The 24917-nt window shown below is 71.7% G+C and carries 22 protein-coding genes and 1 riboswitch; of the genes, 6 read left to right on the forward strand and 16 right to left on the reverse strand.

The annotated features are described in order from the left end of the window. Positions 1 to 133: 133 nt before the first annotated feature. The 9 genes from tsaD to OG444_RS35560 form a co-directional block, all read right to left on the reverse strand. Positions 134 to 1219 carry a tRNA (adenosine(37)-N6)-threonylcarbamoyltransferase complex transferase subunit TsaD gene (tsaD, locus tag OG444_RS35520; RefSeq protein WP_327265967.1) on the reverse strand — a complete coding sequence of 362 codons (1086 nt, stop codon included), beginning with the start codon at positions 1217 to 1219 and terminating at the stop codon, positions 134 to 136. Between the two features lie 54 nt (positions 1220 to 1273). Continuing rightward, positions 1274 to 2056 carry a sulfite exporter TauE/SafE family protein gene (locus OG444_RS35525; protein WP_327265968.1) on the reverse strand — a complete coding sequence of 261 codons (783 nt, stop codon included), beginning with the start codon at positions 2054 to 2056 and terminating at the stop codon, positions 1274 to 1276. A 52-nt stretch (positions 2057 to 2108) separates the two neighbouring features. After that, positions 2109 to 3029, reverse strand: coding sequence for a cobalamin-binding protein (locus OG444_RS35530; protein WP_327265969.1), 921 nt, complete (start codon positions 3027 to 3029; stop codon positions 2109 to 2111). Between the two features lie 120 nt (positions 3030 to 3149). Then, positions 3150 to 5474: a 5-methyltetrahydropteroyltriglutamate--homocysteine S-methyltransferase gene (gene metE, locus OG444_RS35535; protein WP_327265970.1), complete on the reverse strand. Its 2325-nt coding sequence runs from the start codon at positions 5472 to 5474 to the stop codon at positions 3150 to 3152. Between the two features lie 161 nt (positions 5475 to 5635). Further along, a riboswitch (cobalamin riboswitch) is annotated at positions 5636 to 5861 on the reverse strand. 131 nt (positions 5862 to 5992) lie between these two features. Next, positions 5993 to 6853: a xanthine dehydrogenase accessory protein XdhC gene (gene xdhC, locus OG444_RS35540; RefSeq protein WP_327267033.1), complete on the reverse strand. Its 861-nt coding sequence runs from the start codon at positions 6851 to 6853 to the stop codon at positions 5993 to 5995. A gap of 1 nt (position 6854) precedes the next feature. Then, on the reverse strand, positions 6855 to 9254 hold the full coding sequence (xdhB, locus tag OG444_RS35545) for a xanthine dehydrogenase molybdopterin binding subunit (protein WP_327265971.1): 2400 nt from the start codon (positions 9252 to 9254) through the stop codon (positions 6855 to 6857). Continuing rightward, entirely contained in the window at positions 9251 to 10714 is a 1464-nt protein-coding gene (locus OG444_RS35550) for a xanthine dehydrogenase small subunit (RefSeq protein WP_327265972.1), read from the reverse strand. Before OG444_RS35550 ends, xdhB begins: the two co-directional genes overlap by 4 nt. A gap of 454 nt (positions 10715 to 11168) precedes the next feature. Continuing rightward, positions 11169 to 12269, reverse strand: coding sequence for a Gfo/Idh/MocA family protein (locus tag OG444_RS35555; protein WP_327265973.1), 1101 nt, complete (start codon positions 12267 to 12269; stop codon positions 11169 to 11171). Positions 12270 to 12300: 31 nt separating this feature from the next. Next, positions 12301 to 13125: a hypothetical protein gene (locus tag OG444_RS35560; RefSeq protein WP_327265974.1), complete on the reverse strand. Its 825-nt coding sequence runs from the start codon at positions 13123 to 13125 to the stop codon at positions 12301 to 12303. Between the two features lie 308 nt (positions 13126 to 13433). Here OG444_RS35560 and OG444_RS35565 point away from each other — a divergent pair, with 308 nt between their 5' ends. Continuing rightward, entirely contained in the window at positions 13434 to 13640 is a 207-nt protein-coding gene (locus OG444_RS35565) for a hypothetical protein (RefSeq protein WP_327265975.1), read from the forward strand. Positions 13641 to 13649: 9 nt separating this feature from the next. Here the strand turns inward: OG444_RS35565 and OG444_RS35570 are convergent, their stop codons facing one another. Next, complete coding sequence (locus tag OG444_RS35570) at positions 13650 to 14234, reverse strand: DinB family protein (RefSeq protein ID WP_327265976.1); 585 nt, start codon at positions 14232 to 14234, stop codon at positions 13650 to 13652. Between the two features lie 189 nt (positions 14235 to 14423). On the opposite strand from OG444_RS35570, the gene OG444_RS35575 reads away from it, so the two are divergent. Then, positions 14424 to 15152, forward strand: coding sequence for a hypothetical protein (locus tag OG444_RS35575; protein ID WP_327265977.1), 729 nt, complete (start codon positions 14424 to 14426; stop codon positions 15150 to 15152). Positions 15153 to 15170: 18 nt separating this feature from the next. On the opposite strand, the gene OG444_RS35580 is transcribed toward OG444_RS35575, so the two are convergent. Beyond that, entirely contained in the window at positions 15171 to 16502 is a 1332-nt protein-coding gene (locus tag OG444_RS35580) for a DUF3533 domain-containing protein (RefSeq protein WP_327265978.1), read from the reverse strand. A gap of 133 nt (positions 16503 to 16635) precedes the next feature. Between OG444_RS35580 and OG444_RS35585 the strand changes: the two genes are divergently transcribed. Next, positions 16636 to 17367 (forward strand): MerR family transcriptional regulator, encoded by a 732-nt coding sequence (locus OG444_RS35585; RefSeq protein ID WP_327265979.1) that lies wholly within the window; start codon positions 16636 to 16638, stop codon positions 17365 to 17367. Between the two features lie 13 nt (positions 17368 to 17380). On the opposite strand, the gene OG444_RS35590 is transcribed toward OG444_RS35585, so the two are convergent. Together OG444_RS35590 and OG444_RS35595 are read right to left on the reverse strand one after the other, a co-directional pair. Then, on the reverse strand, positions 17381 to 18148 hold the full coding sequence (locus OG444_RS35590; protein WP_327265980.1) for a 4'-phosphopantetheinyl transferase superfamily protein: 768 nt from the start codon (positions 18146 to 18148) through the stop codon (positions 17381 to 17383). A 117-nt stretch (positions 18149 to 18265) separates the two neighbouring features. After that, positions 18266 to 19069 carry an AfsR/SARP family transcriptional regulator gene (locus OG444_RS35595; protein ID WP_327265981.1) on the reverse strand — a complete coding sequence of 268 codons (804 nt, stop codon included), beginning with the start codon at positions 19067 to 19069 and terminating at the stop codon, positions 18266 to 18268. 101 nt (positions 19070 to 19170) lie between these two features. Here OG444_RS35595 and OG444_RS35600 point away from each other — a divergent pair, with 101 nt between their 5' ends. The 3 genes from OG444_RS35600 to OG444_RS35610 are packed head-to-tail and all read left to right on the forward strand — an operon-like array spanning position 19171 to position 22659. Next, positions 19171 to 20703, forward strand: a complete 1533-nt coding sequence (locus OG444_RS35600; RefSeq protein WP_327265982.1) for an FAD-dependent oxidoreductase — start codon at positions 19171 to 19173, stop codon at positions 20701 to 20703. A 37-nt stretch (positions 20704 to 20740) separates the two neighbouring features. Beyond that, positions 20741 to 21820, forward strand: coding sequence for a DUF1611 domain-containing protein (locus tag OG444_RS35605; protein ID WP_327265983.1), 1080 nt, complete (start codon positions 20741 to 20743; stop codon positions 21818 to 21820). Beyond that, a complete protein-coding gene (locus tag OG444_RS35610; protein ID WP_327265984.1) occupies positions 21817 to 22659 on the forward strand; it encodes an SMP-30/gluconolactonase/LRE family protein in 843 nt (280 codons plus the stop codon). Before OG444_RS35605 ends, OG444_RS35610 begins: the two co-directional genes overlap by 4 nt. 6 nt (positions 22660 to 22665) lie before the next feature. Here the strand turns inward: OG444_RS35610 and OG444_RS35615 are convergent, their stop codons facing one another. From OG444_RS35615 to OG444_RS35625, 3 genes are read right to left on the reverse strand one after another with little or no spacing between them, the layout of a single operon-like run. Continuing rightward, positions 22666 to 23856 carry an MAB_1171c family putative transporter gene (locus OG444_RS35615; protein WP_327265985.1) on the reverse strand — a complete coding sequence of 397 codons (1191 nt, stop codon included), beginning with the start codon at positions 23854 to 23856 and terminating at the stop codon, positions 22666 to 22668. Next, positions 23853 to 24398 carry a toxin gene (locus OG444_RS35620; protein ID WP_327265986.1) on the reverse strand — a complete coding sequence of 182 codons (546 nt, stop codon included), beginning with the start codon at positions 24396 to 24398 and terminating at the stop codon, positions 23853 to 23855. Before OG444_RS35620 ends, OG444_RS35615 begins: the two co-directional genes overlap by 4 nt. Before the next feature lie 7 nt (positions 24399 to 24405). Continuing rightward, positions 24406 to 24915, reverse strand: coding sequence for an XRE family transcriptional regulator (locus tag OG444_RS35625; RefSeq protein ID WP_327265987.1), 510 nt, complete (start codon positions 24913 to 24915; stop codon positions 24406 to 24408). Between the last annotated feature and the right edge of the window lie 2 nt (positions 24916 to 24917).

The raw sequence follows: 24917 nt of genomic DNA on the forward strand, positions 1-24917 counted from the left end.
CTGCGCCGTGACCCGGGTCTTGTGGCAAGCCCCCCTGCGCGCTATAACTTGAGAGTGGCAAGGAGAGCGCTCTCCTTGCCTTTGCCATTTCCACCGCCCGCCGGTGAGCCCCGGACACCGGCCCGCGACGCCCCTACGCGGCGGACGGGAGCGGCGTCAGGGAGGCGTACTCCAGTGGTGCGGACGGGTCGATGGACACGTCCAGCGGCGCAGGCTCCGCCCCGGAGCGCACCAGCAGGTCGCCGACGGCCGCGATCATGGCTCCGTTGTCCGTGCACAAGGTCAGGGGCGGAACGCGCAGTTCGATGCCCGCGGAGGCGCATCGTCGCTCCGCCAGGGCCCTGACCCGCGAGTTGGCGGCCACGCCGCCGACCACGATCAGCGTCTTCACGTCGTAGGCGCGGCAGGCCGCCAGAGCCTTGCGGGTCAGCACGTCCGCGACGGCCTCCTGCAGGGCCGCTGCTCCGTCGGCCACCGGCGGCTCCTGACCGAGCTCGCGGTGCTTCTCTGCCCAGCGGGCCGCGGCCGTCTTCAGGCCGGAGAAGGAGAAGGCGTACGGGTCGTCGCCCGGCCGGGTCAGCGGGCGCGGGAAGGTCACGGCCTTGGGATCGCCGTCACGGGCGGCCCGGTCGATGGCGGGCCCGCCCGGATAGGGCAGACCCAGGATCCGGGCCACCTTGTCGAAGCACTCGCCGGCCGCGTCGTCGAGGGTGTCCCCGAGGTGCAGGATCGGCTCGCGCACCAGGTCCCGTACGAGGAGCAGCGAGGTGTGGCCCCCGGAGACGATCAGCACCACGCACGGGTCGGGCAGCGGCCCGTGCTCCAGGGTGTCGGCGGCGACGTGCCCGGCCAGGTGATGGACGCCGTACAGCGGCACCCCGGCCGCGTAGGCCAGGGTCTTGGCCCCGGCCAGGCCGACCTGCAGCGCGCCCGAGAGGCCGGGCCCGGTGGTGACGGCGACCGCGTCGATCTGGCTGAGCCGCAGTCCGGCCCGGTCGAGGGCCTGCCGGACGACCGGGTTGAAGGCGTGCAGGTGCGCGCGGGCGGCGATCTCGGGCACGACGCCGCCGAAGCGGGCGTGCTCGTCCATGCTCGACGCCACCACGTGCGCGAGGAGCCTGCCGTCCTGCACGATGCCCGCGCCGGTCTCGTCGCACGACGACTCGATCCCCAGCACCACTGGTCCGCTCACAGCTCCCCGCCTTCTTCTGCGCCTCATCCGCAATTGCGCACTATATGCAATAAGAGTCGGGTGGTGGCCGACCGGTGCGGGTCAGCGCAGGATCTGGACGGCGTAGAGGGTTCCGACGCCTACGGCGAGGGTGCCGAGCAGGATGCGGAGGGCCGTCTCGGGCAGGTGCGGCTGGAGACGGGCACCGAGGTATCCGCCGACCAGACCACCGGCCCCGCACGTCAGGCCGAGGAGCCAGTCGGGGGCGACATCGCCCGTGGCGGCCAGGGAGAGCAGCGCATAGGTGACCGCGCCGACGACGGAGGTGATGAAGGTGGCGGCCAGCGCCGCGGGCGCGACGGTGGCAACCGGCGCTCCACGCCCGACGAGGACCGGGCCGAGCAGGGAGCCGCCCCCGATCCCGTAGATGCCGCCGACCATGCCGACGGCCAGGGCCAGCGAGGTCGTGGAACGGGGGGAGGGCCGGCGGGTCGCGCGGGCCGGCGCGGGGCGCAGCGTGCGCAGCAGCAGCCACAGCCCGAGGGGCAGCAGCAGTGCGGCGATGAGGAGGCGGAAGACGCGCGGGCCCGGCACGGCGAACACCCGGATCACCGCGCCGATGATCACGCCCGGCACGGTGCCCACGACCAGCAGGCGGGTCAGCGGACCTCTCAGACTCCCCGCTCTGTGGTGACGCAACAGCGCACCGGGCCCCGCCACGACGTTGAACAGCAGGTTCGTCGGCGTCACCGCCGGGCTCGGCACGCTCAGGACACTGATCTGCACGGGCAGCAGGAAGACGGCTCCGGAAACACCCACGGGCGCGGTGACCACTGATATCAGCAGCCCGGCGGCGAACGCCAGCAGTCCCGTCGACCACGTCACGAAAACCCCCTGGAGAGAACGCTTCGGGCCGGAAGCGGCCCCGGCCCGTACGTCAGTCGCGGTCGAGGCGGAGCGCCTCCGCCGGGCGCACCGGATCACCTGCCGACACCCCGTGCAGGACGTGCGCCAGCACCTCCGCGCCCCGTACGACGCGGGGGCCCGGCCGGTTGAAGCAGGCGGGCCCGTCCAGGACCCACACCTCACCGCCGCGCACCGCGGGCAGCTCCTCCCACCCGGGCAGGGAGGTCAGCAGTTCCCGCTCGCGCAGGGTGCGCTCCGGGCCGAAGCCGCAGGGCATGACCAGGAGCACGTCCGGGCGCGCGGCCCGGACCGCCTCCCAGTCCATCGGCCGGGTGTGCTCGCCCGGGGCGGCGATCAGGGCCTCCCCGCCCGCGCACGCGATCTGCTCCGGCACCCAGTGCCCGGCGGGCCAGAGGGGGTCGAGCCATTCGATCGCCACCACCCGGGGCCGCCGCCGCCCGGCCACCTGCGACCGTACGGCCTCGACCCGCGCGGCGAGCACCTCCCGGCGCTGCCGCGCGTACCGTCCCACGCCGAGCAGTTCGCCCACCGTGACCAGGCAGTCCAGTACGTCGCCCAGCGTGCGCGGCTCCAGGCTCAGCACGCGGGGCCCGCCGTCGAGGACGCGCACCGCCCGGCTCACCCCCGCGTAGGACACCGCGCAGACGTCACACAGGTCCTGGGTCAGGATCACTTCGGGAGCCAGGGTGGCGAGGGCGTCGGTGTCGAGGGTGTAGAGGGAGGAGCCGCTGTGCGCGGCGCCGCCGACCGCGTCGGAGATCTCCCTGCTGCCCAGGGTGTCCGCGGAGAACTCGGCGGAGGTCACCACGGGCACCCCGGCCACCACCTGCGGAGGCCAGTCGCACTCGTGCGTACGGCCCACCAGATCGGCGGCCAGGCCGAGCTCCGCCACGATGTCGGTGGCCGCGGGCAGCAGGGAGACGATGCGCATCCCCCCGACCCTAGGGGATCCGGCGGCTCGCCGGTCCCCGTCGTCGCGGACGTCGGCCGGTGTGCGTTCGAGGCCGGTCCGGGCCGGACGCGCGGGGCGTCCGGCCCGGAGCCGCGGGTGTCAGGAGCCGTCGCCCGACAGGTCCGCGCGGACCTCGTGCGCGGCCGCGACGAGGTTCTCCAGGGAGGCGCGGGTCTCTGTCCAGCCGCGGGTCTTCAGACCGCAGTCGGGATTGACCCAGAGCCGTTCGGCGGGGATGGCAGCGAGCCCCTTGCGCAGGAGGGCCGCTGCCTCCTCGGTACCGGGGACGCGCGGGGAGTGGATGTCCCAGACGCCGGGACCCGCCTCGCGCGGGTAGCCGTGCGCCGCCAGTTCGTCCGCGACCTGCATGTGGGAGCGGGCGGCCTCCAGGCTGATGACGTCGGCGTCGAGGTCGTCGATGGCCTGGACGATGTCGCCGAACTCCGCGTAGCACATGTGGGTGTGGATCTGGGTGTCCGGCCGGACTCCACTGGTGCTCAGACGGAAGGACTCGGTGGCCCACTCCAGATACTCCGCGTGGTCGGCGGCCCGCAGCGGCAGGGTCTCGCGCAGCGCGGGTTCGTCGACCTGGATGACCGAAGTGCCGGCCGCTTCGAGGTCGCCGACCTCCTCGCGCAGGGCGAGGGCCACCTGGCGGGCGGTGTCGCCGAGGGGCTGGTCGTCGCGGACGAAGGACCAGGCGAGCATGGTGACGGGGCCGGTGAGCATGCCCTTGACCGGCTTGGTGGTCTGCGACTGCGCGTACGTGGTCCAGCGGACGGTCATCGGCTCGGGGCGGGAGATGTCCCCGGCCAGCACCGGCGGGCGGACGTAGCGGGTGCCGTACGACTGCACCCAGCCGTGCTGCGTGGCGAGGTACCCCGTCAGCTGCTCGGCGAAGTACTGGACCATGTCGTTGCGTTCGGGCTCGCCGTGCACCAGGACGTCGATCCCGGTCTTCTCCTGGAAGGAGAGCACCTCGCGGATCTCGTCCTTGATGCGCTCCTCGTAGCCGGCGGCGTCGATCCGTCCGGCGCGGAGGTCGGCGCGCGCGGTGCGCAGCTCGTTCGTCTGCGGGAACGAGCCGATCGTGGTGGTCGGCAGCAGTGGCAGACCCAGGTGCGCCCGCTGGGCGGCGGTCCGCTCGGCGTACGGCTGCGAGCGCCGCCCGTCGGCGTCGGTGATGGCCGCGGTGCGGGCGCGGACCGCGGGGTCGTGGGTGATGGCGGAGCCGGCGCGGGAGGCGAGGTCGGCCCGGTTGGCGGCGAGTTCGGCGGCGATGGCGCCGGTGCCCTGGGCGAGACCGCGGGCGAGGGTGGTGATCTCGGTGGTCTTCTGGCGGGCGAAGGAGAGCCAGCGCCGGATCTGCGGGTCGATGTCGCGTTCGGCGCTGGCGTCCAGCGGGACGTGCAGGAGAGAGCAGGACGAGGCGACGTCGACGCGGTCGGCGAGGCCGAGGAGGGTGCCGAGGGTGGTCAGGGACTTCTGGAAGTCGTTGATCCAGATGTTGCGGCCGTTGACCACACCGGCGACCAGCCGCTTTCCGGGCAGCCCGCCGACGGCGGCGAGGTCGTCGAGGTTCGCGCGGGCGCTGCCGGTGAAGTCCAGGGCGAGGCCCTCGACGGGGGCGGCGGCGAGCACCGGGAGGGCGTCGCCGAGCCGGTCGAAGTACGAGGCGACCAGCAGCTTCGGGCGGTCGGTGGCCGCCCCCAGGTCGCGGTAGGCGCGGGCGGTGGCGCTCAGGTCGGCCGGGGTGCGGTCCTGGACCAGGGCGGGCTCGTCGAGCTGGACCCAGTCGGCGCCGGCGGCGCGCAGATCGGCCAGGACCCGGGCGTAGACGGGCAGCAGCCGGTCGAGCAGGGTGAGCGGCTGGAAGTCCGCGGCCACCCCCGGGGCGGGCTTGGCCAGCAGCAGGTAGGTGATGGGGCCGACCAGGACCGGGCGGGCGGAGTGCCCGAGAGCCAGGGCTTCCTTCAGCTCGGCGACCTGCTTGGTGGAGTCGGCGGTGAAGACGCTGTCCGGGCCGAGTTCGGGGACCAGGTAGTGGTAGTTGGTGTCGAACCACTTGGTCATTTCCAGCGGGGCGACGTCCTGGGTGCCGCGGGCCATCGCGAAGAGGCCGTCGAGCGCATGGGCCTCGACGGCTGCGCGGTGCCGCTCGGGGACGGCGCCGACCATGACACTGGTGTCCAATACGTGGTCGTAGTACGAGAAGTCACCGGTCGGCACCTCGTGGATGCCGGCGTCGGTCAGCTGCTGCCAGTTCGAACGGCGCAGGTCGGCCGCGGTCCGGCGGAGGGCGTCGGCGGTGACGCGGCCCTTCCAGTAGCCCTCGACGGCCTTCTTCAGTTCGCGGTTCTGTCCCTGGCGGGGGTAGCCGTGAACGGTGGCTCGTGCTGCCGTGGCGGCGGGCTTGGGTGTCACGGAACTCTCCTTCGCGAGATGTGTCCTGAACATCCCGGTGACGGGACGCGGACGCGAAGGAACGACAGAACGGGCGGTCCACGCCGCGGGGATGCCGCAGGTGCCGCTCGCTGTGTACGCCGACCCGCCCACGAGGTCACCGAAATGGCCGCATGCGAACGTTCGCGTGCGGGCAACGGGCAGGTCTTCGGACTCGCGGGCACGCCTGCCGGTCTCCCGGCGGGCACCTACTGGCCGTCGCTTCCCAGGACCGTTGTCCGGACCCAGTGCTCATGACGGCGGTCGTTCCCGCTCACCGCTGCGGGGCAGTCCCGGATTCCCACCGGGTTCCCTCTTACGACGCATCCCGCCTGGCGGACGGGGCGAACCAGCTGCGCGAGCAACACTAGGTCGATTTCGTGGAGTTCGAGTACAGCGGTCCACATGCCGGACGCATGAAATGAGACACGGCGGGCCCGGGGCGGGCGTTCCCGGCTTCCGGCCCCGGGCCTGCAGGAACCGGGACTCCCGCGTTCCGGTCAGGCAGGGGCGCGGAGACGGAGTTCGGCGTCCACCGGGTCCGACACCTCCTGAAGGACGGTCTGCTCGAAGGTCCGGAGCAGGTCCGCCGCGACACTCACGGCGATCGTGGCGGGTTCCTTGCCGGTGATCCCGGCCGTCCCGATCGGGGTCTTGATCCGGGCGATTGCGGCCGCGTCATGGCCGCCCTCGGCGGCCAGGCGCTGCCGGAACCGCGCCCATTTCGCAGACGAGCCGATCAAACCGATCGAGCCGAGACCGCTGGTGCGCAGGGCGGCGTCGCACAGTGCGGCGTCCTCGGCGTGATCGTGGGTCATGATCAGGACGTGAGCGCCGGGCGGCAGCTCCGAAAGCACCTCCTCCGGAAGCAGCGGGGTGTGGTGCACATGAATCTGCGCCACCGCGTCCGCGAGCACGCCCAGCCGCTCACCCGTGAGCATGCCGGGGCGGCTGTCGGTCAGGTGCAGGTCGAGGTCGTGCCGGGCCAGGATGCGGGCCAGCTCCAGTCCCACGTGCCCGATGCCGAAGACCGCCACCGCCTGGACCACCGGGAGCGGTTCGAGCAGCACGGTGACGGACCCGCCGCAGCACTGCACGCCGTGCCGTCCGGTGACCTTGTCGTTGAGGGCGAACTCCATCATCTCCGGCTCCGGACCGGCCGTGCCGGACAGCTCGCGCGCCCGGTCGATGGCGACGGCCTCGATGTTGCCGCCGCCGATCGAACCCCACGTCTCGGTCCGTCCCACGACGAGCTTGGCACCGGCCCGGCGGGGCGCGTGGCCGCGCACAGCCGCGACGGTCACGAGCACGCCGGGTTCCCGGCGTGCCCGCAACCGTGCGACCGCGGCCACCCAGCTCATGTCAGGCATGGCTCAAGGCGTTTGCGTCGGCGGGAACCACGCTGCCGTCGGCTGCGGGCGCGCACGGGCGCGCGCCGCCCCCGCGGGCCGCCTGGATCGCCCAGTACACCGCTTCGGGCGTCGCCGGGGAAGCGAGCTCGACGCTGGCTCCGGCCGGCCCGAACGCCGCGGCGGCCTGCCGCAACGCCTCCCGTACCGAGAAGGCCAGCATCAGCGGAGGCTCACCGACCGCCTTGGACCCGTAGACCGCGCCCTCCTCCGTGGCGTTCTCCAGCAGCCTGACGTTGAACTCCTCGGGCATCTCCGAGAAGCTCGGCAGCTTGTAGGTGCTCGCCGCCTGGGTCAGCAGCCGGCCCCGGTTCGGCCCGTCGCCCGCGTCCCACCGCAGGTCCTCCAGCGTCAGCCAGCCCGCGCCCTGCACGAAACCGCCCTCGACCTGACCGATGTCGATCATCGGGGAGAGGCTGTCGCCGACGTCGTGCACGATGTCCACCCGCCGGATCCGGTACGCGCCGGTGAACCCGTCCACCTCCACCTCGGCCGCTGCGGCCCCGTAGGAGAAGTACTTGAACGGCGAGCCGTGGAACACCTTCGCGTCCCAGTGCAGACCCTCGGTCCGGTAGAAACCGGCCGCGGACAGCTGGACCCGCTGGAAGTACGCGGTGCGCACCAGGTCGTCCCAGGCGAGCTCCTTGTCGCTGCCGAGGACGCGTGCGACGCCGTCGACGATGCGCACGTCCGGGGCGCCCGCACCCAGCTGGGTGCCGGCCACCTGGAGCAGCCGCTCGCGGATCTGCTCACAGGCGTTCTTCACCGCGGCGCCGTTGAGGTCCGCCCCTGCGCTGGCCGCGGTGGCGGAGGTGTTGGGCACCTTGTCCGTGCGGGTCGGGGCGAGCCGCACCTTGTGCAGCGGAATGCCCAGTGTGGTCGCGGCCACCTGCAGCATCTTGGTGTGCAGGCCCTGCCCCATCTCGGTGCCGCCGTGGTTGATCAGGACCGAGCCGTCCTTGTAGACCAGCACCAGCGCGCCGGCCTGGTTGAAGGCCGTGAGGTTGAACGAGATCCCGAACTTGATGCCGGTGAGCGCGAGGGCGCGCTTGGTGTGCGGGTGCGCTGCGTTGAAGGCCGCGATCTCGGCCCTGCGATCGGTGATCGCGGCGTCGCCCCGGACCTGGTGCCAGACGGTGGAGATCCGTTCGGGGTGCAGGACCGGCTGTCCGTACGGCGTGGACTGGCCCTGCCGGTAGAAGTTGCGTTCGCGCAACTCCATCGGGTCCAGGCCGAGGAGCGGCGCGCAACGACCCAGGATGTCCTCGATCACCAGCATGCCCTGCGGTCCGCCGAAACCGCGGAAGGCGGTGTTGGAGACCTTGTTGGTCCTGGCGATGCGCCCGGTGACGCGCGCGTGGGGAATCCAGTAGGTGTTGTCGATGTGGCACAGGGCGCGGGCCACCACCGGCTCGGACAGGTCCAGGCTCCAGCCGCCGTCCGCGGTCAAGGTGGCGTCCAGGGCCTGGATGCGGCCCTCGGTGTCGAAGCCGATCCTCCACGAGGCGTGGAAGCCGTGGCGCTTGCCGGACATGGTCAGGTCCTGCGTCCGGTTGAGGCGCACCCGGACCGGCCGGCCGGTCAGCATGGCGCCGAGCGCGGCGACGGCCGCGAACCCGTGGGGCTGCATCTCCTTGCCACCGAAGCCGCCGCCCATCCGCAGGCACTGCACGGTCACCTCGTGGCTGTGCAGGCCGAGCACGTGCGCGACGATCTCCTGCGTCTCCGAGGGGTGCTGGGTGCTGCTCTGGACGAACATCTGCCCGTTCTCGTCGACTTGGGCCAGCGCCGCGTGCGTCTCGAGATAGAAGTGCTCCTGATCGGAGAACTGGAACGCGCCGGTGAACACGTGCGCGGAGCCGCCGAAGCCGGCGTCGACGTCGCCGGTCAGCATCATGGGCCGGGCACCGTGGAAGCTCCCGGCCGCGATCGCCTCCTCCAGGGTGATCACGGAAGGCTTCTCGTCGAGGTCCACCTCGACGGCCGCCGCACCGAGCCGGGCCGCCTCCAGGGTCTCGCCGAGCACCCAGGCGACGGCGTGTCCGTGGAACATGACCTCGTCGGGGAAGAGCGGTTCGTCGTGCTTCATCCCGGCATCGTTCACGCCGGGCACGTCGGCACCGGTCAGTACGCGGACCACACCCGGCACGGCGAGCGCGGGCCCGGTGCGCAGCGCGGTGATGCTGCCGTGGGCCTTCATGACCTGGACCGGGTAGGCGTGCAGCACGTCCTTGGTGCGGTGCACCAGGTCGTCGGTGTAGAGCGCGGCGCCGGTGACGTGCAGGCCGGCGCTCTCGTGGGGCATCGGAAGGCCGACGACGGGCTTCTCGGGACGCTCGGACAGATGACTCATGACGACACCGCCTCGGTGGATCGCGCGTACAGCTTCAACAGGCTCTGACCGAGCATCGCGGAGCGGTAGCCGGCGCTGGCGCGGTGATCGTCCATGGGCGTGCCCTGGGCCCGCAGCACCTGGGCCGCGGCCTCCACGGTCTCCGCCGCCCAGGGCCTGCCCTCCAGGGCAGCCTCGGCGTCGACGGCACGGATCGGGGTGGCGGCCACACCGCCCAGGCCGATGCGTGCCTTGCGGACCGTCCCGTCCTCGATGTCGAGTGCGAAGGCCACGGCCACGCTGGAGATGTCGTCGAACCGCCGTTTGGCGATCTTGTGGAAGGCCGCGACCGGTGACAGCGGTAGCGGGATGCGCACCGCACGGATCAGTTCGCCGGGACGGCGCACGCTCTGCCGGTAGCCGGTGAAGTAGTCGCAGAGGGGGACTTCGCGTTCCCCGTCGGCGCCGGCGAGGATCACCGACGCCTCCAGCGCGAGCAGCACCGGCGGGCTGTCACCGATGGGGGAGCCGGTACCCAGATTGCCGCCGAGGGTCGCACTGTTGCGGATGAGCCGGGAGGCGAACTGCGGGAAGAGCTCCGCCAGCAGCGGGACACGGCCGTCGAGGCGGCGTTCGATCTCCGTGAGCGTCAGCGCCGCCCCGATCTCGACGTGACCCGACTCGACGCGCAGCGCCCGCAGTTCGGGCAGCCGGTCGACCGCGACCACACAATCCGCGCGACGGGAGCGGATGTTGACCTCCACACCCCAGTCGGTGCTGCCGGCCACCACCACCGCGCCGGGCCGCTCCTGCAGCAGCCGCAGCGCCTCGGCAAGGGTGCAGGGCCGCAGGAACGTGCTGTCGTTCCGGGTGTATTCGGTGGCGACCGGTGCGGGCGCAGCCTGTTCGCGGCGCTGCGCCAGGGCGTCGTCCTCGGCCGGCGCACCGACGGCGAACGCGGCGTCGCGGATCGGGCGGTAGCCGGTGCAGCGGCACAGGTTGCCGCTCAGCGCGTGCAGGTCGAAACCGTTCGGGCCGTGCTCGGAGTCGGTGGCGCCGGCCGGCTCCGCGTGCGCGCAGCGGTCGGGACGGTAGTACTCGGCGGCCATGCTGCAGACGAACCCCGGTGTGCAGTAACCGCATTGGGAGCCGCCGCGGACGGCCATCTCCTCCTGTACGGGGTGGAGCGTGGCAGGCGTACCGGCAGGGCCCGCGGTGGCGAGGCCCTCCGAGGTGATGACCTCCTGACCGTCGAGCGCCGCGACCGGCAGCAGACAGGCGTTGACCGCCACCCAGTCGGTGGGCCTGTTCACTCCGGGACGGGCCACCATGACCGAACAGGCGCCGCATTCACCCTCGGCGCAGCCCTCCTTGGTGCCGGTGAGGCCGCGCTCGCGGAGAAAGTCCAGCACCGTGGTGTGGGGTGAGGCCGGTGAAATCGGTGTTTCTTTCCCGTTGACCGTGATCCGCGCCGCTACCATGGCACGTCCTCATTTCGGCGCGCGAGCGAGATGACTGTCCTAGTCGCCATTTCAGGTGCTTTCTATTCTGGGGTGCGCAGCTCGAGATCCCGGAGCGCGACACATCGGCACGCGACGACGTGCCGTGGGTGGTGACGGAGACGAAAAGATGCCGGGGCCGCAATCGGGCACGCCGGGAAGGGGCTGCTCAGCAGCCGTGTGCTACACGACCCGGAGCCCAGGCGATCTGGTGCGCGAGGCGGAGCAGCGCGGAGATGGTCGACATCCGGCTTCGCCTCCTGCCAGCAGCTCACGAGTGGGTGGGTGCGGTCGAAGTTACGTTGCCGCAGGTTCGCCGGTCAAGCGCCTCTGGGGGGATTCCACGAAGGCGGGCCGCTTCCGGCGGCATGTGTTCGTAGGGCCGACCAGGGGCGCACCGTGCCGCGGCGCGGCGATCCGCGCGCGGCGCCCGCCCTCACTGCTTCCCGTCCAGGATCATCCGCTCGAGGACCCGCTGCACGCGCAGGCCGTCCGCGAACGAGGGTGTCGGCGGGCGGCCCGCGCGGATCGCCGCGGCGAAGTCGCCGACCTGGTGGATGTGCGCGCTTCCGTACCCGACGGGCTGGCCCGGTTCCCACCACAACTCCTGGTACGGATGCGTGCGCTCGGTCACCAGAACCGTCCGCTCCACCACGCCCTGCAGGCCGTCGGATCCCCGTACGAAGACCAGCTCTCCGGGACGCTGCAGCTCGAACGACAGGCGGCCTCGGCTGCCGAACACGTCGATGCCGAGGTCCACCTTGCGCGAGACGGCGACCCGTGACATGCGCATCTCGACCAGCGCCCCGGAAGCGAGCGAGCCGTTGCTCACCGCGATGTCCTCCGTCTCCGAGAAGGGAACCAGGGGAGCATCAGTGGGCCGACGCGGGTAGGGCGCGGTCATCGTCGACGACATGGTGGGCATCTCGCCGGTCAGATGCGCCACCAGATCGACGAGATGGGCACCGAGATCTCCGATGACGCCCGACCCGGCCACCTCCTTGGAAGAACGCCATGAGCCGGGCCGGGCCGGGTCGAGCCGCACATCCTGAAGGAACCGGGCGCTGACGAGCAGGACGTCCCCGAGCTCGCCCCGGTCCATGAGCTCCTTGGCCAGCGCGACCGCGGGAATGCGCCGGTACACGAAACCGATCGAGGAGTGGACTCCCCGCTCTGCCGCCACCGATGCCGCCGCTGCCATGCGTTCGGCGCCGCCGAGGCTGTTCGACATGGGCTTTTCGCACAGCACGTGCCGTCCGGCCCGGAGCGCCGCGACGGAGATGAGCTCATGGGAGTCGTTGGGGGTGCACACGTCGATCACGTCGACGTGTGCGTCGATCAGGTCCTCCGTCCGGCACACCGGAGTGCTCCACCCCCACCGGCGGGCGAACGACCGGACGGCTTCCTCGGAGTCGTCCGGACCGCCGGCCACCGCGACCAGTTCGACGGGTTCCGCGCCGAAGAGGCTGGACGCGTTGCTCCACGCGTACGAGTGCAGTCGCCCCATGAAGCCGATCCCGGCCATTCCCACGCGCACGGTGCCCCTCCCTTTTCCGTCGAAGACCGGACTACGGCGCCCACCACCAGGCGTCGGGTGACCTCCCCGGAATTCCGGCGGCGCCGGGGTCGGCCAGGATCTCGGCCTCCAGAGCACGAAGCCCCTCGGCGTGGTCCGCGAGGGAGAGCCCGGGCGCGAACTCCAGCGTGGTGGCGACACTGCGGATCAGGTCGCCCCGACGCAGCCCGGCGAGTTCCGCATCGTGCATGCGCCACTTGAACGGTGGCGGATAGGTGTCGTTGAGCAGGTACTCGACGAGCACGAGATGGTCCAGCGCGCGACGCGCCAGATGGCTGCCTACCAGCGGCTCACCCCGCCGCAGACCCTGTTTGGCGACACCCCAGGCGTGCTTGACGTAAGACTCGAAGGCGTACGGAAGGAGAGCGGCCAGATCAGCCGGTCTGCGACGCACCGCGCGATCGATACGGCACAGTCCGTCGCCCGAGTCGTCGATGATCACCCGGTAGTGGTGGAGCGAATGCATCTTCTCGAGGTACAGCTCGTCGAGGTTCGGCGGTGCCGCGAGAACGGCGTCGACGGTGGACCACCGCATCACCTTCAGATCGATCTCGGGCAGATCGGTGAGCACGTAGTGCAACTCCAGGAACGCGGAACGCTCCCGGACCACACGGCGGACCCCCGCCCCCCGGAGCGTGTCGGCCAGCCGCGGCATGCGCGCGTACAAGCCATCACCGCAGAACGCGTAGAGGTCCACGTCCGACGCCTTCGGCTCGACGGCGGTCTCCTGCCATGCGCGACGGCCGCCCAGGACGATGGACGAGAGACCGGTGTGAGCCTGCAGATCCAGGCACCATCGGGTCAACGCCTCGTGCACGCGGCACTCCCCGCCGTCGGACCCCGATTGCTGGTCGGTTGGATGTCGCTCGCCGGTTGCACCGGGATGCTAGCCGACGGATCGTGTCCACCGCATCGATGCGAACTACCTTAAATCTGGATCCGGTTGGCGGTTTCGAAAGGAGAAGGCTCCGCCTGTCGATCCGCCGAGGTGCCGAGGTCCAGGGGGAACGCGGTGCCCCGGCTCGCGTGCCTGCTGGATGTCGCCCATGCTGAAGAGGAGGGCCTCCGTCGGCCCGAGACTCCTCACCCGTGGCCGAACAGAGGGGCCCGCCAGGAGGAGGACACATGCGGATACGAAGAATGCTGGGACTCGCCCTGGCCGCGGCCACCGTCGCCGGCATCAGCGCCTTCGGCGCCGTCGGTGCTCAGGCCGCCGGGGCTCCGAACATCACCAGAGAAGAGTGCACGGCCGCGGGCGGACAGATCACGGCACGCCCCTACGCGGGCGAAAGCTGTACCTTGCCCGATGGAAGCGCGCAGCCGATCACTTGACGACAGGACCTAGGCCTTGACCGGTGCGGCCGACCTGGCGGCCTGCTCGATCTTCGCCCAGTGGGCCGCCCGGGCTTCCTCGTCGATCTGCTTCCCGTGTTCGGCGCGCAACCCGGTCCGGCCGTCGAGGCCCTCGCGCAGGATGTCGGCGTGCCCGGCATGCCGGATGGTCTCGCCGAGGACGTGGACCATGACGGCGAACAGGTTCGTACGGGGATACGGCTCGGGCCACCAGGGCACGTGGCCGGGGGCGTCGAGGGGAAGCCCGTCGATCGTCGCGTCCGAGTGTTCCCACGTGCGCCGGTAGAACCCGATGATCTGATCGCGGGTCTCGTCCTCGGCCGCCCACAGATCGCTGCCGTCGGAGTCCTGCCACCGGGGCAGTGGTTCCGGGGAAGGGTGGTCGAAGACCTCGCCGAAGTACCTGGCCTCGACGTTGGCCACGTGTTTGACCAGGCCGAGGAGGTTGGTCCCGGTCGCCGTCAAAGGCCGGCGGGTGTCGTATTCGGACAAGCCGTCGAGTTTCCAGAGCAGCGCCTCGCGGTCCCGCCGCAGTCTCCCGTGCAGGTTGTCCTTCGCGTATTCATCGATCATGGGGCATGAGCCTGGCATGGGCTGCTCGTGGTCTCAAGATCCCGTACCCGGTCCGCATCGACCGGCAGAGCCGAGGCCTGGCCGTGGTTTTCCCCCTGACCTGCTACACGAGGCTCGCGACACGTGCCACGTGAGACAACCTCGTAGTGTCTGCGGACGGATGCAAGGGCTGGGGAGTACGAGGTGGGCATGAAGATTCATCGTCCGGGGCGGCCGGAGGACCTTCCGGATGCGGGGCTGTTGTGGGCGCGCTGGGCCGCGTTCGCCGTGGCGACCTGGAATGCCGAGGAGGAGAAGGAGCGCTTCCGGAACGGGTACTGGCTCGGCAACAGCGACAGCGGCGGTGACAGCGGCGGCCACCGTGGCAGCGGGAACGACTTGCGCTACGACGACGGCGCTTGCAGCCGGTGGGTGTTGCTCCGTGCCGATGGCGGACGCGCCGTCCTCTTCGGGCAGGACGATTCCAGCAGGGTCGCACGCCACGAGCCGCCGATCGATCTCCTCGCCGGGGCGCCCGGGTGGGTGCGGCAGGAGCTTCTGCTCGAACTCCTGGAGCGGGGAAGGGCCGAGTGCGTCTACTGGTTCGAGGACGGCTCCTGGCAGCGCGCAGCGTACCCCGACGACCTTCCCGATGACGGGCTCGACTGCGGGATCGGCCATCTGGCCTCGCGCGACCGCGCCGTCGACGCGATGTGCGCACTGCTGGAGTTCGACGACGACTGCGAAGGCGCGGTGGAAGCCTGCCGGGAGCTCTTCGAGCACGCCGAGCGGGGCACGGTCAACGAGCAGGTCGTGCGCTCCTTCGCCGACTCGGTCTTCCGGATCCAGACCGAGTACGAGCTCCTCTGGCCCGAGGTCCCGATCGCCCGGCCGGAGTCGGACCTTGCCTCGATGGCCGCCCTGGTCGGCTGGAGGTAGGCCTTCGATGCGCCGGCCTCAGGCCGTGGCCGGCGCAGGGGCCTCCGGGGCCTCGGCGGGGGCAGTGGCCTCGGCATCGGGGCGGGGGATGCGGTGCAGGCCCCTGCGGTCGTAGATGCGGGTGACGGCGAAGCCGAAGAGCAGCGCGGCGACGAGGGCGACGCCCATCGAGGCCCAGGCCCGGGTCAGGCCCGCGTCGGCCTGGGCTCCGTAGTAGAGGAGGGAGCGCAGCCCCTCGGTGATCTGGCGCAGCGGCTCGAACTCGGCCAGGGCGCGGAAGAATCCGGGCAGCGCCTGCACGGGCACGGTGGCGCCGGAGGAGGGTACGGCCATCGCGACGAAGACGATGGTGGCCAGCAGCATGCCGGGCGTACCGAAGGCGGCGAAGAGGGCCAGGCTTCCGATGCCGACCACCGCGATGGTGGCGACCGAGTAGAGCCAGAGCAGGCCGAGGTGGGAGGCGTCCATGTCGAGGATGCCGACGGTGGCGACCTCGACCAGCGTGCCCATCACCAGTGACAGGCCGAGCATCATCGCGATGCCGATGGCCAGGGTCCGGACGCGGCTGGTGTGCTGGACGGGCTCGCGCTTGCGGATGGGGCCGAAGTCGGTGTGCAGGTAGCCGAGCGCGGTGTCCACCTGGGAATTGACCACATTGGCGCCGAGCATGCCGCAGACGACCAGGACCAGCGCGTAGTAGAAGGCGCTCAGGCCCATCGCGCTGCGGGGGCCGACCGGGTGGCCGTCGGCGACGTTCACCGTCACCGGGTCGGCCAGCTTCAGCTGGGCGGCCGTAGGGAGAGGGGTCTTCTGGGAGCCGGCCTGCTTGAGGAGCTCCTGGCCGAGCTGGGCGGAGGCGGCGTGAGCGGCCTTCTGGGAGGCCTGGGAGGCCATGGAGGAGCCGATGCTGCCGGCCGCCTGGTTCGTCAGCACGGTCAGGGTCGGCGGGGCGGCCTTGCCCGGGGCCGCGGGCTGCGGGGCGGTGAGTGCGGCCACGGTGGCGGAGTAGTCGCCGGGTATGACGAGCGCGCCGAAGACCTTGCCCCGGCCCAGCAGCTTGTCGGCCTCCTCGCGGCTCACGACCTGCCAGTCGATGCTCCTGTCGCCCTTGGCGGCCTTCTGGATGCCGGAGACGACCTGCTCGCCCAGGTTGACGCGGCGGCCGTTGACGTCAGCTCCGCTGTCGGTGTTGACCAGGGCGACGGGCAGGTCGCGGAGGTTGCCCCTGGGGTTGACGTTGCCACCCACGTAGAGCAGGGCGAACAGCATCGAGACCACTGCGGCGATGAGTCCCGTACCGATCCACAACGTGGGTCGGCGGAGCACGGAGGGGGGCGTGGGGTGAGGCATCGACTTCTCCGGTGCGGCTGCGTTCCTGTGCTGGATACTTGCAGTATCCAGATACTGGATAGTGGCAGTATCTTGCTGTGGTGTCCAATCGCCGACGACCGACACCGGACCGCGTGACCAGCAGGGAAGCCGTATGAAGATCTCGGAGCTCAGCCGGCGGACCGGTGTGCCGGTCGCCAGCATCAAGTACTTCCTGCGCCAGGGACTGCTGCCCGCGGGGCGGGCGACGGCCGCGACCCTGGCCGAGTACGGGGACGAGCACGCGCAGCGGCTGCGGCTGATCAAGGCACTGACCACGCTCGGCGGGCTGTCCATCGCCGCCACCCGGGAGGTGCTCGGGGCCGTCGACCACGCCCACAGCTCGGAGAGCGCCCTCGGAGCGGTCAGCTACGCGCTCCCCGTGCCGGTGGCCGCCCAGGGGCAGGGGGCCGCCGGCCACGAGGAGGAGGCCGGGGCCGATGCGGGCGCCGGCGCCGAGGTGGCGGAGCTGCTCGCGGCCCTGGACTGGCAGGCGCCCGGCAGCTCACCGCACGTGAAGGGGCTGACGGTGGCCCTGGAGGAGCTGCGCCGGCTGGACGCCCAGTACGCCCCGGGTGAACTCGCCGCGTACGCGCGCCTGGCCGAGTCCGTGGCCCGGCTGGACCTGGAGCGCGCGGCCGGCCTGGACGACCCGGTGGCGCTGGCCGAGCGGGCGGTCATCGTCTTCGCGATCTGCGCCCCGGTGTTCGAGCTGCTGCGGCGGCTGGCCCAGGAGGACCAGGTCAGGCGCCGGGTCGCGGGCGGCACCGGCCTTGGCGGGCGGCAGGCGCATGACGCGCATGACGGGTGCGACCCGCTCGACCCGCGCGACGGCACGCCTTTGTAGCGTGCCCACCGGCTCATGAGGGGCCGTTGCCGGACCGGAGCAGCACCGTCGTCCAGACGTACGGGCCCACGCAGCGCACCTGGCCCCGGACGGTGCATCCGTCGGGGAGAAGTCCTGGCGCGGGCGTCAGGCGCAGCCCGTTGCCCTTGCCGGAGGCGCTGCGGTCGCGGCTGCGGTCGGCGTCGACGCTCTCGTGCGCGCAATCCGGGAGCACCTCCAAGTCGTGGAAGACCGGCTCGCGGGGGAGGACCAGGGCGGTGGCCGCCTTGTAGAAGGCCTCCTTCGCCGAGAACATCACCGTGAGGAGCCATGCACCCGCGTCGCTGCCCGCCACCAGGGCCTGCTCCCGTGGCGTGCAGACGAGTCCGGCGCTCTCCGGTGACAGCCGGCCGACGCGCTCCACGTCCACCCCCACGCCGGACACGTCCGTCCGTGCGGTGGCCAGACAGGTGGCGGCCGCGCCCCGGCAGTGGCTGATGGATCCCCGCACCCCCGTCGGGAAGAGGGGGCGCCGGGCCTCGCGCAGGACCGGCCCCGACCGGCCCAGCAGCCGCAGGGCGTCGGCGGCCGCGGCGCGCCCCGCGACGAAGTCACGGCAGCGGGCCGGTGAACCTCCCCGGATCAGGGCCCGCTCCGCCGGGTGCAGAACTGCGGCCCCGTATCCGCCCGACAGCCGCAGGACGGCGATCACGCTGCGCGCGGGGCGCACCGCCAGGACCGCGGTTCCCGTGCTCCTGAGGGAGAGGTCGCCCGTGTCTCCAAAGTGACAGATCGCGTCCATCCGGCCCTTCCTCCCCTCGCTTTTATCGGGCTTTCATGGCGACGCCCCACCATCAGGACTCCGGACAGAGCGACGAGGAGGAGGTGGAGCTCCATGTCCGCAGGGCACGCGACGCCGTCACGCCGGCACGCGCCACGACGCACCGTCGGCGGGTTCGAGCCCCAGCTCGTCCCGGAGCATGGTCCTGAGCGCCTGGAAGGCGCTGAGCGCCTCACCGCGCCGGCCCGACTCCCGCAGCGACTCGATCAGGGAGTGGTGGAACCACTCGTTGAAGGGATGTGCGGCGACCAGGCCGCGCAGTTCGGGCACGAGGTGGGTGTGGCGGCCGCGGCGCATCTCCGCCTCGACGCGCACCTGGTGGGCCCGTACGCGCAACTCCTCCAGGTACTGGACGTGACCGGTGAGGACCCGGCCCGGGCGCACCGTGGCCAGGGCCCGGCCCTGCCACAGCGCCAGCCCCTCACGGCATGCGGCGACGGCCTCGTCCGGCCGGTTCCGGGCGAGCAGCCGCTCGCTCTCCCCGAAGAGCCGCGTGAACCGGGTGGCATCCAGCTGCTCCGGATCGATGTCCAGGAGGTAGCCGGACCGGCTGGTGCGCAACAGCTGTTGGGCCGGGAGGTCCAGGACCTCGTCGAGCTGGCGGCGCAGGTGGTAGACGTGCGTGCGCACGGTGCTGAGCGCCCAGCGCGGCGGCCGCTCCTCCCACAACTCGTCGACGAAGGTGTCGACCTCCACCACCTGGCCCGCCCGGAGCAGGAGCAGGGCCATCACCTTGTTCACCATCGGGCCGCGCAGGGTGTGAGGGGTGGGGGTGCCCGCGGAGACGCCGAGAGCTCCGAGCACCGAGAAACAGATCTGGCCGGCCACTGCTGCCAGCACCTCCGTCAGTCCGTCGGCGACACCGTGCGCATCGCCGTTCACCGGCTGGAATACAAGCACGCACACAGGCCGTGGCCAGCGGTTATGCCCCGCAAGAAGCGCATGGCTGCGTCTAAAGAGACATCCGCACAGAAGGTGGAATCATGACCGAATCGTCGCAGGTGCTCATCGTCGGAGCGGGCCCGGTGGGGCTCGTCACGGGGATCGAACTCCTCAGGCGCGGCGTGCCGGTGCGCGTCGTCGACCGCTCCGAGCGCCCCAACCCCCACTCCAAGGCGATCGCCCTGTGGCCACGGGGCATCGAGGCCCTCGCCCGGTTCGGTGCCGCTGACGAACTGCACCGGCGCGGCGTGGTGTTGCGGGCACAGAACTACCACTCGCAGGGCGAGCGCGTCGCCCGGCTGGCGTTCGGTGGCATGCGCCGCACGCGCTACCCGTACGCCCTGTCCATTCCGCAGCAGGAGACGGAGGCGGTCCTGCGGGACATCTTCCGTGGGCTGGGCGGGACGATCGAGTTCGGGACGTCCCTGACCTCCTTCGCCCAGGACGGCGCCGGCGTCAGCGCCGAACTGGAGACGGCGCGGGGCCGGGTGACCGAACGCGTCGGCTGGCTCGTCGGCTGCGACGGCGCGCACAGCAGGGTCCGCGAAGTCCTGGGCGTGCCCTTCCGGGGCAGCTCGTACCCGCAGCAGTTCCTGCTCACGGACGGTCCGGTCCGTACCTCGCTGGCCCATGACGAGGTGCACTACTTCATGTCGGCCGCCGGAGTGCTGGTGGTGGTCGGACTGCCGGGCGGCCTGTACCGGACCTTCGTGAGCGCGGCGCCCGACCAGACGGTGGACGACCCCCGGGACGCCGTGCAGCGCGCGGCCTCCGAGCGGTGCCCGGTGCCGATCGAGCTGGTCGGCGAGCAGCGCACCGGGGTGTTCCGGGTGCACCGCAAGGTGGCCGACCGGCTGTGGTCCGGCCGGGTGCTGCTGGCGGGCGACGCCGCGCACATCCACAGCCCGGCGGGCGGACAGGGGCTGAACACCGGTATCGAGGACGCGGCTTCGCTGGCCTGGCGCCTCGCCGGAGTGCGCGAGGGGCGGTGGGGGGACGAGGTGCTGGCCCAGTGGGAGGAGGAGCGGCTCAGGGTCGCGCGGGCCGTGGTCGGCGACACCGACCTGCAGACACGGATGTGGACGATGAGCGGCTGGCGTGCGCGGGCCCGGGACGCGGCGCTGGGAGCCGCGGGACGCAGCGGAGTCCTCAATCGCGTCGTCGTGCCGCGCCAGGCGCAGTTGTCGTTCGCCCATCCCGGGCCGCGGCAGCAGGCCGGTCATCTGCGGACCGGGATGAGGCTGCCGGACGTACCTCTCGACGCGGAGCGCGGGCGCTGGCTGCGCGACGAGCTGGGCGCCCCGGCGCCGCTGTTGCTGCTGTTCCCCGGAACGGGCAGGCACCGCCGGGACGTCCAAGGCGTGGCCGAAATCTTTCGAAAGGCGCACGAGAGCCTTCGCGTCACCGTGATTTCCGATGCGAACAATTTCGGCCACTCCTTGCTGAGGCTGAGCCGCCCGCGGGCCGTTCTCGTACGCCCCGACGGGACGATCGCCGCGCTGGTCGACCCGTTCCGTGACGAACTCCACTCGGAAGTACGGCATTTGGTCGGGCGAACCGATCGTGTGCGCTAGTTAGGATGACACGGTGCTTATTTCAGAATTCTCGCAATTGCCTCTCCCTGCCGTTCTGTTCGCCGACGGAGTATTCGCCCACCCCGAGGGAAAGACCGTCCAGGGTGTGATCCGGCACAGTACGGTGCTCCGCCCCGTGGCGGTCGTCGACCGCTCCCACCCCCACCCGACCTCGGCTTCCGTACTGCCGGGAACCGATGTCCCGGTCGTCGGCTCCGTCGCCGAGGCCATGAAATACGGCCCCCGGGCGCTGGTGATGGCACTGACCGAGTCCGATTTCGGCGAGTCGCTCGACGGCAAGTTCCTGCACACGCCGAGAGATCCGGGCGACCTGCCCGACCTCTGGTGGGACGAGATACGCACCGCCGTTCGCGGCGGCCTTCACATCATTTCCTGCCTCCATGTGCAGCTCCTCGAAACGGAACTTGCCGGGATGCTCTCGGAAGGGCAGCGCATTGTCGATGTGAGACGTCCGCACGACGTGCTGCCCAAGTATTCCGGGCGGGTTCCCAGGAAGCGCGCCAAACTGATTCACGTCGCGGGCAGCGACTGCGTCGTCGGAAAGCGCACCACCGCGCTCCAGATACACCGGGAAGCCCTTTCCCGCGGGGTCGACTCCGGCTACGTGGGCACCGGCCAGACCTGTCTGCTCGCCGGATGCACCGAAGGGGCGATCATCGACCGGACGCCGGTGTTCCAGGCGGCCGGCCTCGTCGAGCATCTGGTCCAGCAGGCCGACGCCCGCCACGATCTGCTGATCATCAAGGGGCAGGCGTCCGTCATGCACCCCGCGTTCGGAGGCCTGGCCGGCGCGATCCTCCAGGGTTCGCAGCCCGACGCGGTCGTCTTCGCGCACGACGCCGAGCGCGCGTCGCGCTACCACTGGGACCATCTGCCCCTCGCCGACCTGGAGACGGAGATCCGCGCGGTCGAAGCCCTCGGCGGCGCCCCCGTCGCGGCCATCGCCACCCGCGGCCGGGACAACGTACGCCGGCTCCGCCATCTGGGACTTCCCGTCGCCGACGTCCTGGACGGTGACGGCGCGGCCGTCCTGCTGGACGCGGCCCGGTCCGTGTGGTCGTACGAGGACACCGGCCGGGCGGGGGCCGTCCGGTGAGCGTGGAGGTGGTGCTGCGCGCGGCGGCCGGCTTCGCCGAGTGCCCGACCTGGGACCCGGCCGACGGAACACTGCTGTGGGTCGACATGAACCGCAGCGAGGTGCACCGGCTGCGCCCCTCGGACGGCGCCGACACGGTACTCCGCTTCGAACAGCCCGTCGCCGCGGCCAAGCCCCGGGCCGGCGGCGGCCTGGTGCTCAGCCTGCGCGACGGTGTGGCGGTGTGCGGTCCCGACGGGCCGCTGCGGCCGCTCGCCGACTGGTCGGCCGAGGGCGTACGGGGCAACGACGCGGGCATCGACGGCCGGGGCCGCCTCTGGGTCGGCACCATGGCCGGCCCGTCCGCCCCCGGCTGGCTGGGCCGCGTCTCCTCCGGGGGCGTGACGCACCGCGCGCTCTCGGGAACCCGTCTGAGCAACGGCATCGCCTGGAGCCCGGACGGCCGGCGGATGTACTTCGTCGACACCCCGACGTGCCGTATCGACGTGCTCGACTACGACCTGTCGACGGGGGAGGCCCGCGACCCGCGTCCGTTCGCAGAGCTGACCGGGACGGCCGGGGTGCCCGACGGCCTGTGCGTCGACACCGACGGCGGCGTCTGGGTGGCCCTCTTCCGCGGCGGCGCGGTCCGCCGCTACACGCCGCGGGGCACGCTCGACCGGGAGATCCGGTTCCCCGCCGCGCTCACCACGGCGTGCGGCTTCGGCGGGGCGGACCTGACCGACCTCTACGTCACCACGGCACGGCGTGCGCCCGAACACGACGAGCCGCTCGCGGGCAGCGTCTTCGTCGTGCCGGGCGCCGGACAGGGCCTCGTTCCCACGGCGTTCGCAGGCTGAGGACGCTCACGGGGCGACCGCGCGGTCGGGCTCCGGTCGCGCGGCGGGGGAGAGGGCGAAGGCCCGGGAGACCTGCACCAGCCACCGCACATCGGCGGAGAAGTCCAGGTCGTCCGGGCTCATCACCGACACGGGCGCGGCGTCGGTGTCGTCGTCCCGGTCCTGCCTCCCGTCGCGTCCGGGCCCTGCCGCAAGGGCTGCCGCGATGCGCGCCGCCTCCCAGCGCGCCCGCTCCTCCTCGCTCCCGTCGGGCCCCGGGGCGGGAGCCAGCCCGGGGGATACCAGGCCGCCCAGGGCCAGGCAGCCGTCCCGGATCTCGATCACCCGCCGGTGCAGGCGGAAGCGAAGGTCCCAGAGGGCGAACAGGTCGCTGCGGGGCGCGGGCTGCAGGGACGTCTCGGGGTGGGCCCGGTACAGGGCGTACCAGAGCGGGCGCAGCCGCCGGAAGCGGCGGTAGTCGGCCCACCAGGCCGAGGCCGCCTGCACCCGCGAGCCCCACAACGGAGCCGTCCATCCGATGGTGTTCAGGGTCAGCCCCACCGTCAGACAGGTCCGGGTGATGTCCGCCCAGTCGGTGGGGTTCCATCCGCGGTGCACGAGGAACACGTCCGCGAACCGCCCCAGGGAGTACACGAGGTCGAGGCACGCACCGACGGCCGCGGTCCGCAGCCCCCGACGCACCCAGACGTCCTCGGTCAGCCGGGCGTAGAACCAGCACGCCTTCGCCACCACGGCCTTGCCGAGGGCGAACGCCGAGAGGTAGACGACCTGGTAGGCCACGAAGTACGGCTGCTCCCGTGGGTGTACGAAATTGTTGCGCGGGTGCCCGTGCAGCAGGGCCAGTTCGAAGAGGACGGCCATCGCCAACGGCACACAGGCCAGCAGGGCCAGCCGGCGGCGCGCGCGGACGCGGGCCTCCTCGCGCGGGTGCAGCCAGTGGATGAGCAGCACCTGCTGGCAGGCGATCGCCGCGATGATCCACATCTGGACGGACACATTGTACCAGGTGACCGTGCCGAAGAGCTTTCCGGTCAGGTGGGTGGGCGTGGACATGGCCAGGTACATGCCCTGGCAGCCGAAGGACGCGCACAGCGCCACGAGCGCCGGTTCCCGCTCGCGCCGGAAGACGGGCGGGAGTGTGCGGGCGAACGCCAGCCAGCAGACCAGCGCGCCCAGCGGGTAGCGAATACTGTTCATGTCCGGTCCCGGCGCCGCCAGTCGAGGGACCCCTGGATGCGTCCGAGCACCCCGTCCGCCTCCGCGGCGGTCGTGCCGGGCTGCGAGCGCAGGCCTTCACCGAGGAGGAAGGCCATCACCTCCGCCTCCCGTTCCTGGGTGTCGGAGTAGTTGTCCCGGCACAGCAGGTCCTGCACGAGCGAGGGATCGAGGTCCGGGAAGAGCATGGCGACGGCCGGCGAGCCGGCGGTGCCGCTGCGGTGGCCGCACAGCATGTGTGCCAGCTCGTGGGCGATGATGTGCTCCTGGTGGTGCCGGCTGGTGTGCTGCTCGTAGACGACGTAGTCGGCGTCCGAGAAGGCCAGCCACAACCCGCACGGACCGGACGCGTCCAGGGGCATCGGCAGCAGATGGATGGGCCGCCCCCGGGAGTCGCTGAGGTGGTCGCACAGGGTCATCAGGTCGTAGGACGCGGGCAGTCCGAAGGAGGCCAGCCGCTGCCGGCTCTCCCGGCGCAGCGCCTGGAGGTCGGACCGGCGCCGGTGTCGCTGCAGGAATCGCATGGGCCGTCTATTCCCCGGCACCCGCCGCGGCGTCGGTGCCTCTTTCCTCCAGGCCGTCGCCCTCCGGGCCGTCGCCCTTCGCGTTGTCGCTCTTCGCGTTGTCGCGGCCCGCCGGGCCGCGGGAGGAGGCCGCCGAGTGCAGCAGGCTGACCTCGCGGATGATGCGCGCCAGGTGCTTGCGGCCGGAGTCGTCCATGCTCATGGCCCGCAGGGCGATGTCACGGACCTCGGCGTTGCCCATCGCCGAGGCGATGGCGAGCTGTGCGTCGACCCGCTCGGCGGTGTCGTCGTCGAAGAAGTAGGCGGCGGGCACACGGAAGAAGGCCGCCAGGGCCTCCAGATGCCGCTTGGTGGGGTTGTCGCGCTGTCCGGTGCGCAGCTGCCAGACGTACGTCTTGGAGAACGTACCGCCGCTGAGCTCGCTGCAGCCACGAGCGACCTCGTCGTAGGTGTACTCCCGGCCGTTGGTGCGGATGGTCCTGAAGAGTTTGTCGACCTTGTCGGCCAAGGGGGGCATCA

The organism is Streptomyces sp. NBC_01232, from assembly GCF_035989885.1.
In the GTDB taxonomy this organism is placed as follows: Bacteria; Actinomycetota; Actinomycetes; order Streptomycetales; family Streptomycetaceae; genus Streptomyces.

Coding starts and splice junctions, on each gene's coding strand:
- OG444_RS35570 (WP_327265976.1), bottom strand. CDS start 14,234: ATGATCGATGAATACGCGAAGGACAACCTGCACGGGAGACTGCGGCGG.
- xdhB (WP_327265971.1), bottom strand. CDS start 9,254: ATGAGTCATCTGTCCGAGCGTCCCGAGAAGCCCGTCGTCGGCCTTCCG.
- OG444_RS35530 (WP_327265969.1), bottom strand. CDS start 3,029: ATGCGCATCGTCTCCCTGCTGCCCGCGGCCACCGACATCGTGGCGGAG.
- OG444_RS35615 (WP_327265985.1), bottom strand. CDS start 23,856: ATGAACAGTATTCGCTACCCGCTGGGCGCGCTGGTCTGCTGGCTGGCG.
- OG444_RS35565 (WP_327265975.1), top strand. CDS start 13,434: ATGCGGATACGAAGAATGCTGGGACTCGCCCTGGCCGCGGCCACCGTC.
- OG444_RS35585 (WP_327265979.1), top strand. CDS start 16,636: ATGAAGATCTCGGAGCTCAGCCGGCGGACCGGTGTGCCGGTCGCCAGC.
- OG444_RS35625 (WP_327265987.1), bottom strand. CDS start 24,915: ATGCCCCCCTTGGCCGACAAGGTCGACAAACTCTTCAGGACCATCCGC.
- OG444_RS35550 (WP_327265972.1), bottom strand. CDS start 10,714: ATGGTAGCGGCGCGGATCACGGTCAACGGGAAAGAAACACCGATTTCA.
- tsaD (WP_327265967.1), bottom strand. CDS start 1,219: ATGAGGCGCAGAAGAAGGCGGGGAGCTGTGAGCGGACCAGTGGTGCTG.
- OG444_RS35590 (WP_327265980.1), bottom strand. CDS start 18,148: ATGGACGCGATCTGTCACTTTGGAGACACGGGCGACCTCTCCCTCAGG.
- OG444_RS35620 (WP_327265986.1), bottom strand. CDS start 24,398: ATGCGATTCCTGCAGCGACACCGGCGCCGGTCCGACCTCCAGGCGCTG.
- xdhC (WP_327267033.1), bottom strand. CDS start 6,853: ATGAGCTGGGTGGCCGCGGTCGCACGGTTGCGGGCACGCCGGGAACCC.
- OG444_RS35600 (WP_327265982.1), top strand. CDS start 19,171: ATGACCGAATCGTCGCAGGTGCTCATCGTCGGAGCGGGCCCGGTGGGG.
- OG444_RS35580 (WP_327265978.1), bottom strand. CDS start 16,502: ATGCCTCACCCCACGCCCCCCTCCGTGCTCCGCCGACCCACGTTGTGG.
- OG444_RS35575 (WP_327265977.1), top strand. CDS start 14,424: ATGAAGATTCATCGTCCGGGGCGGCCGGAGGACCTTCCGGATGCGGGG.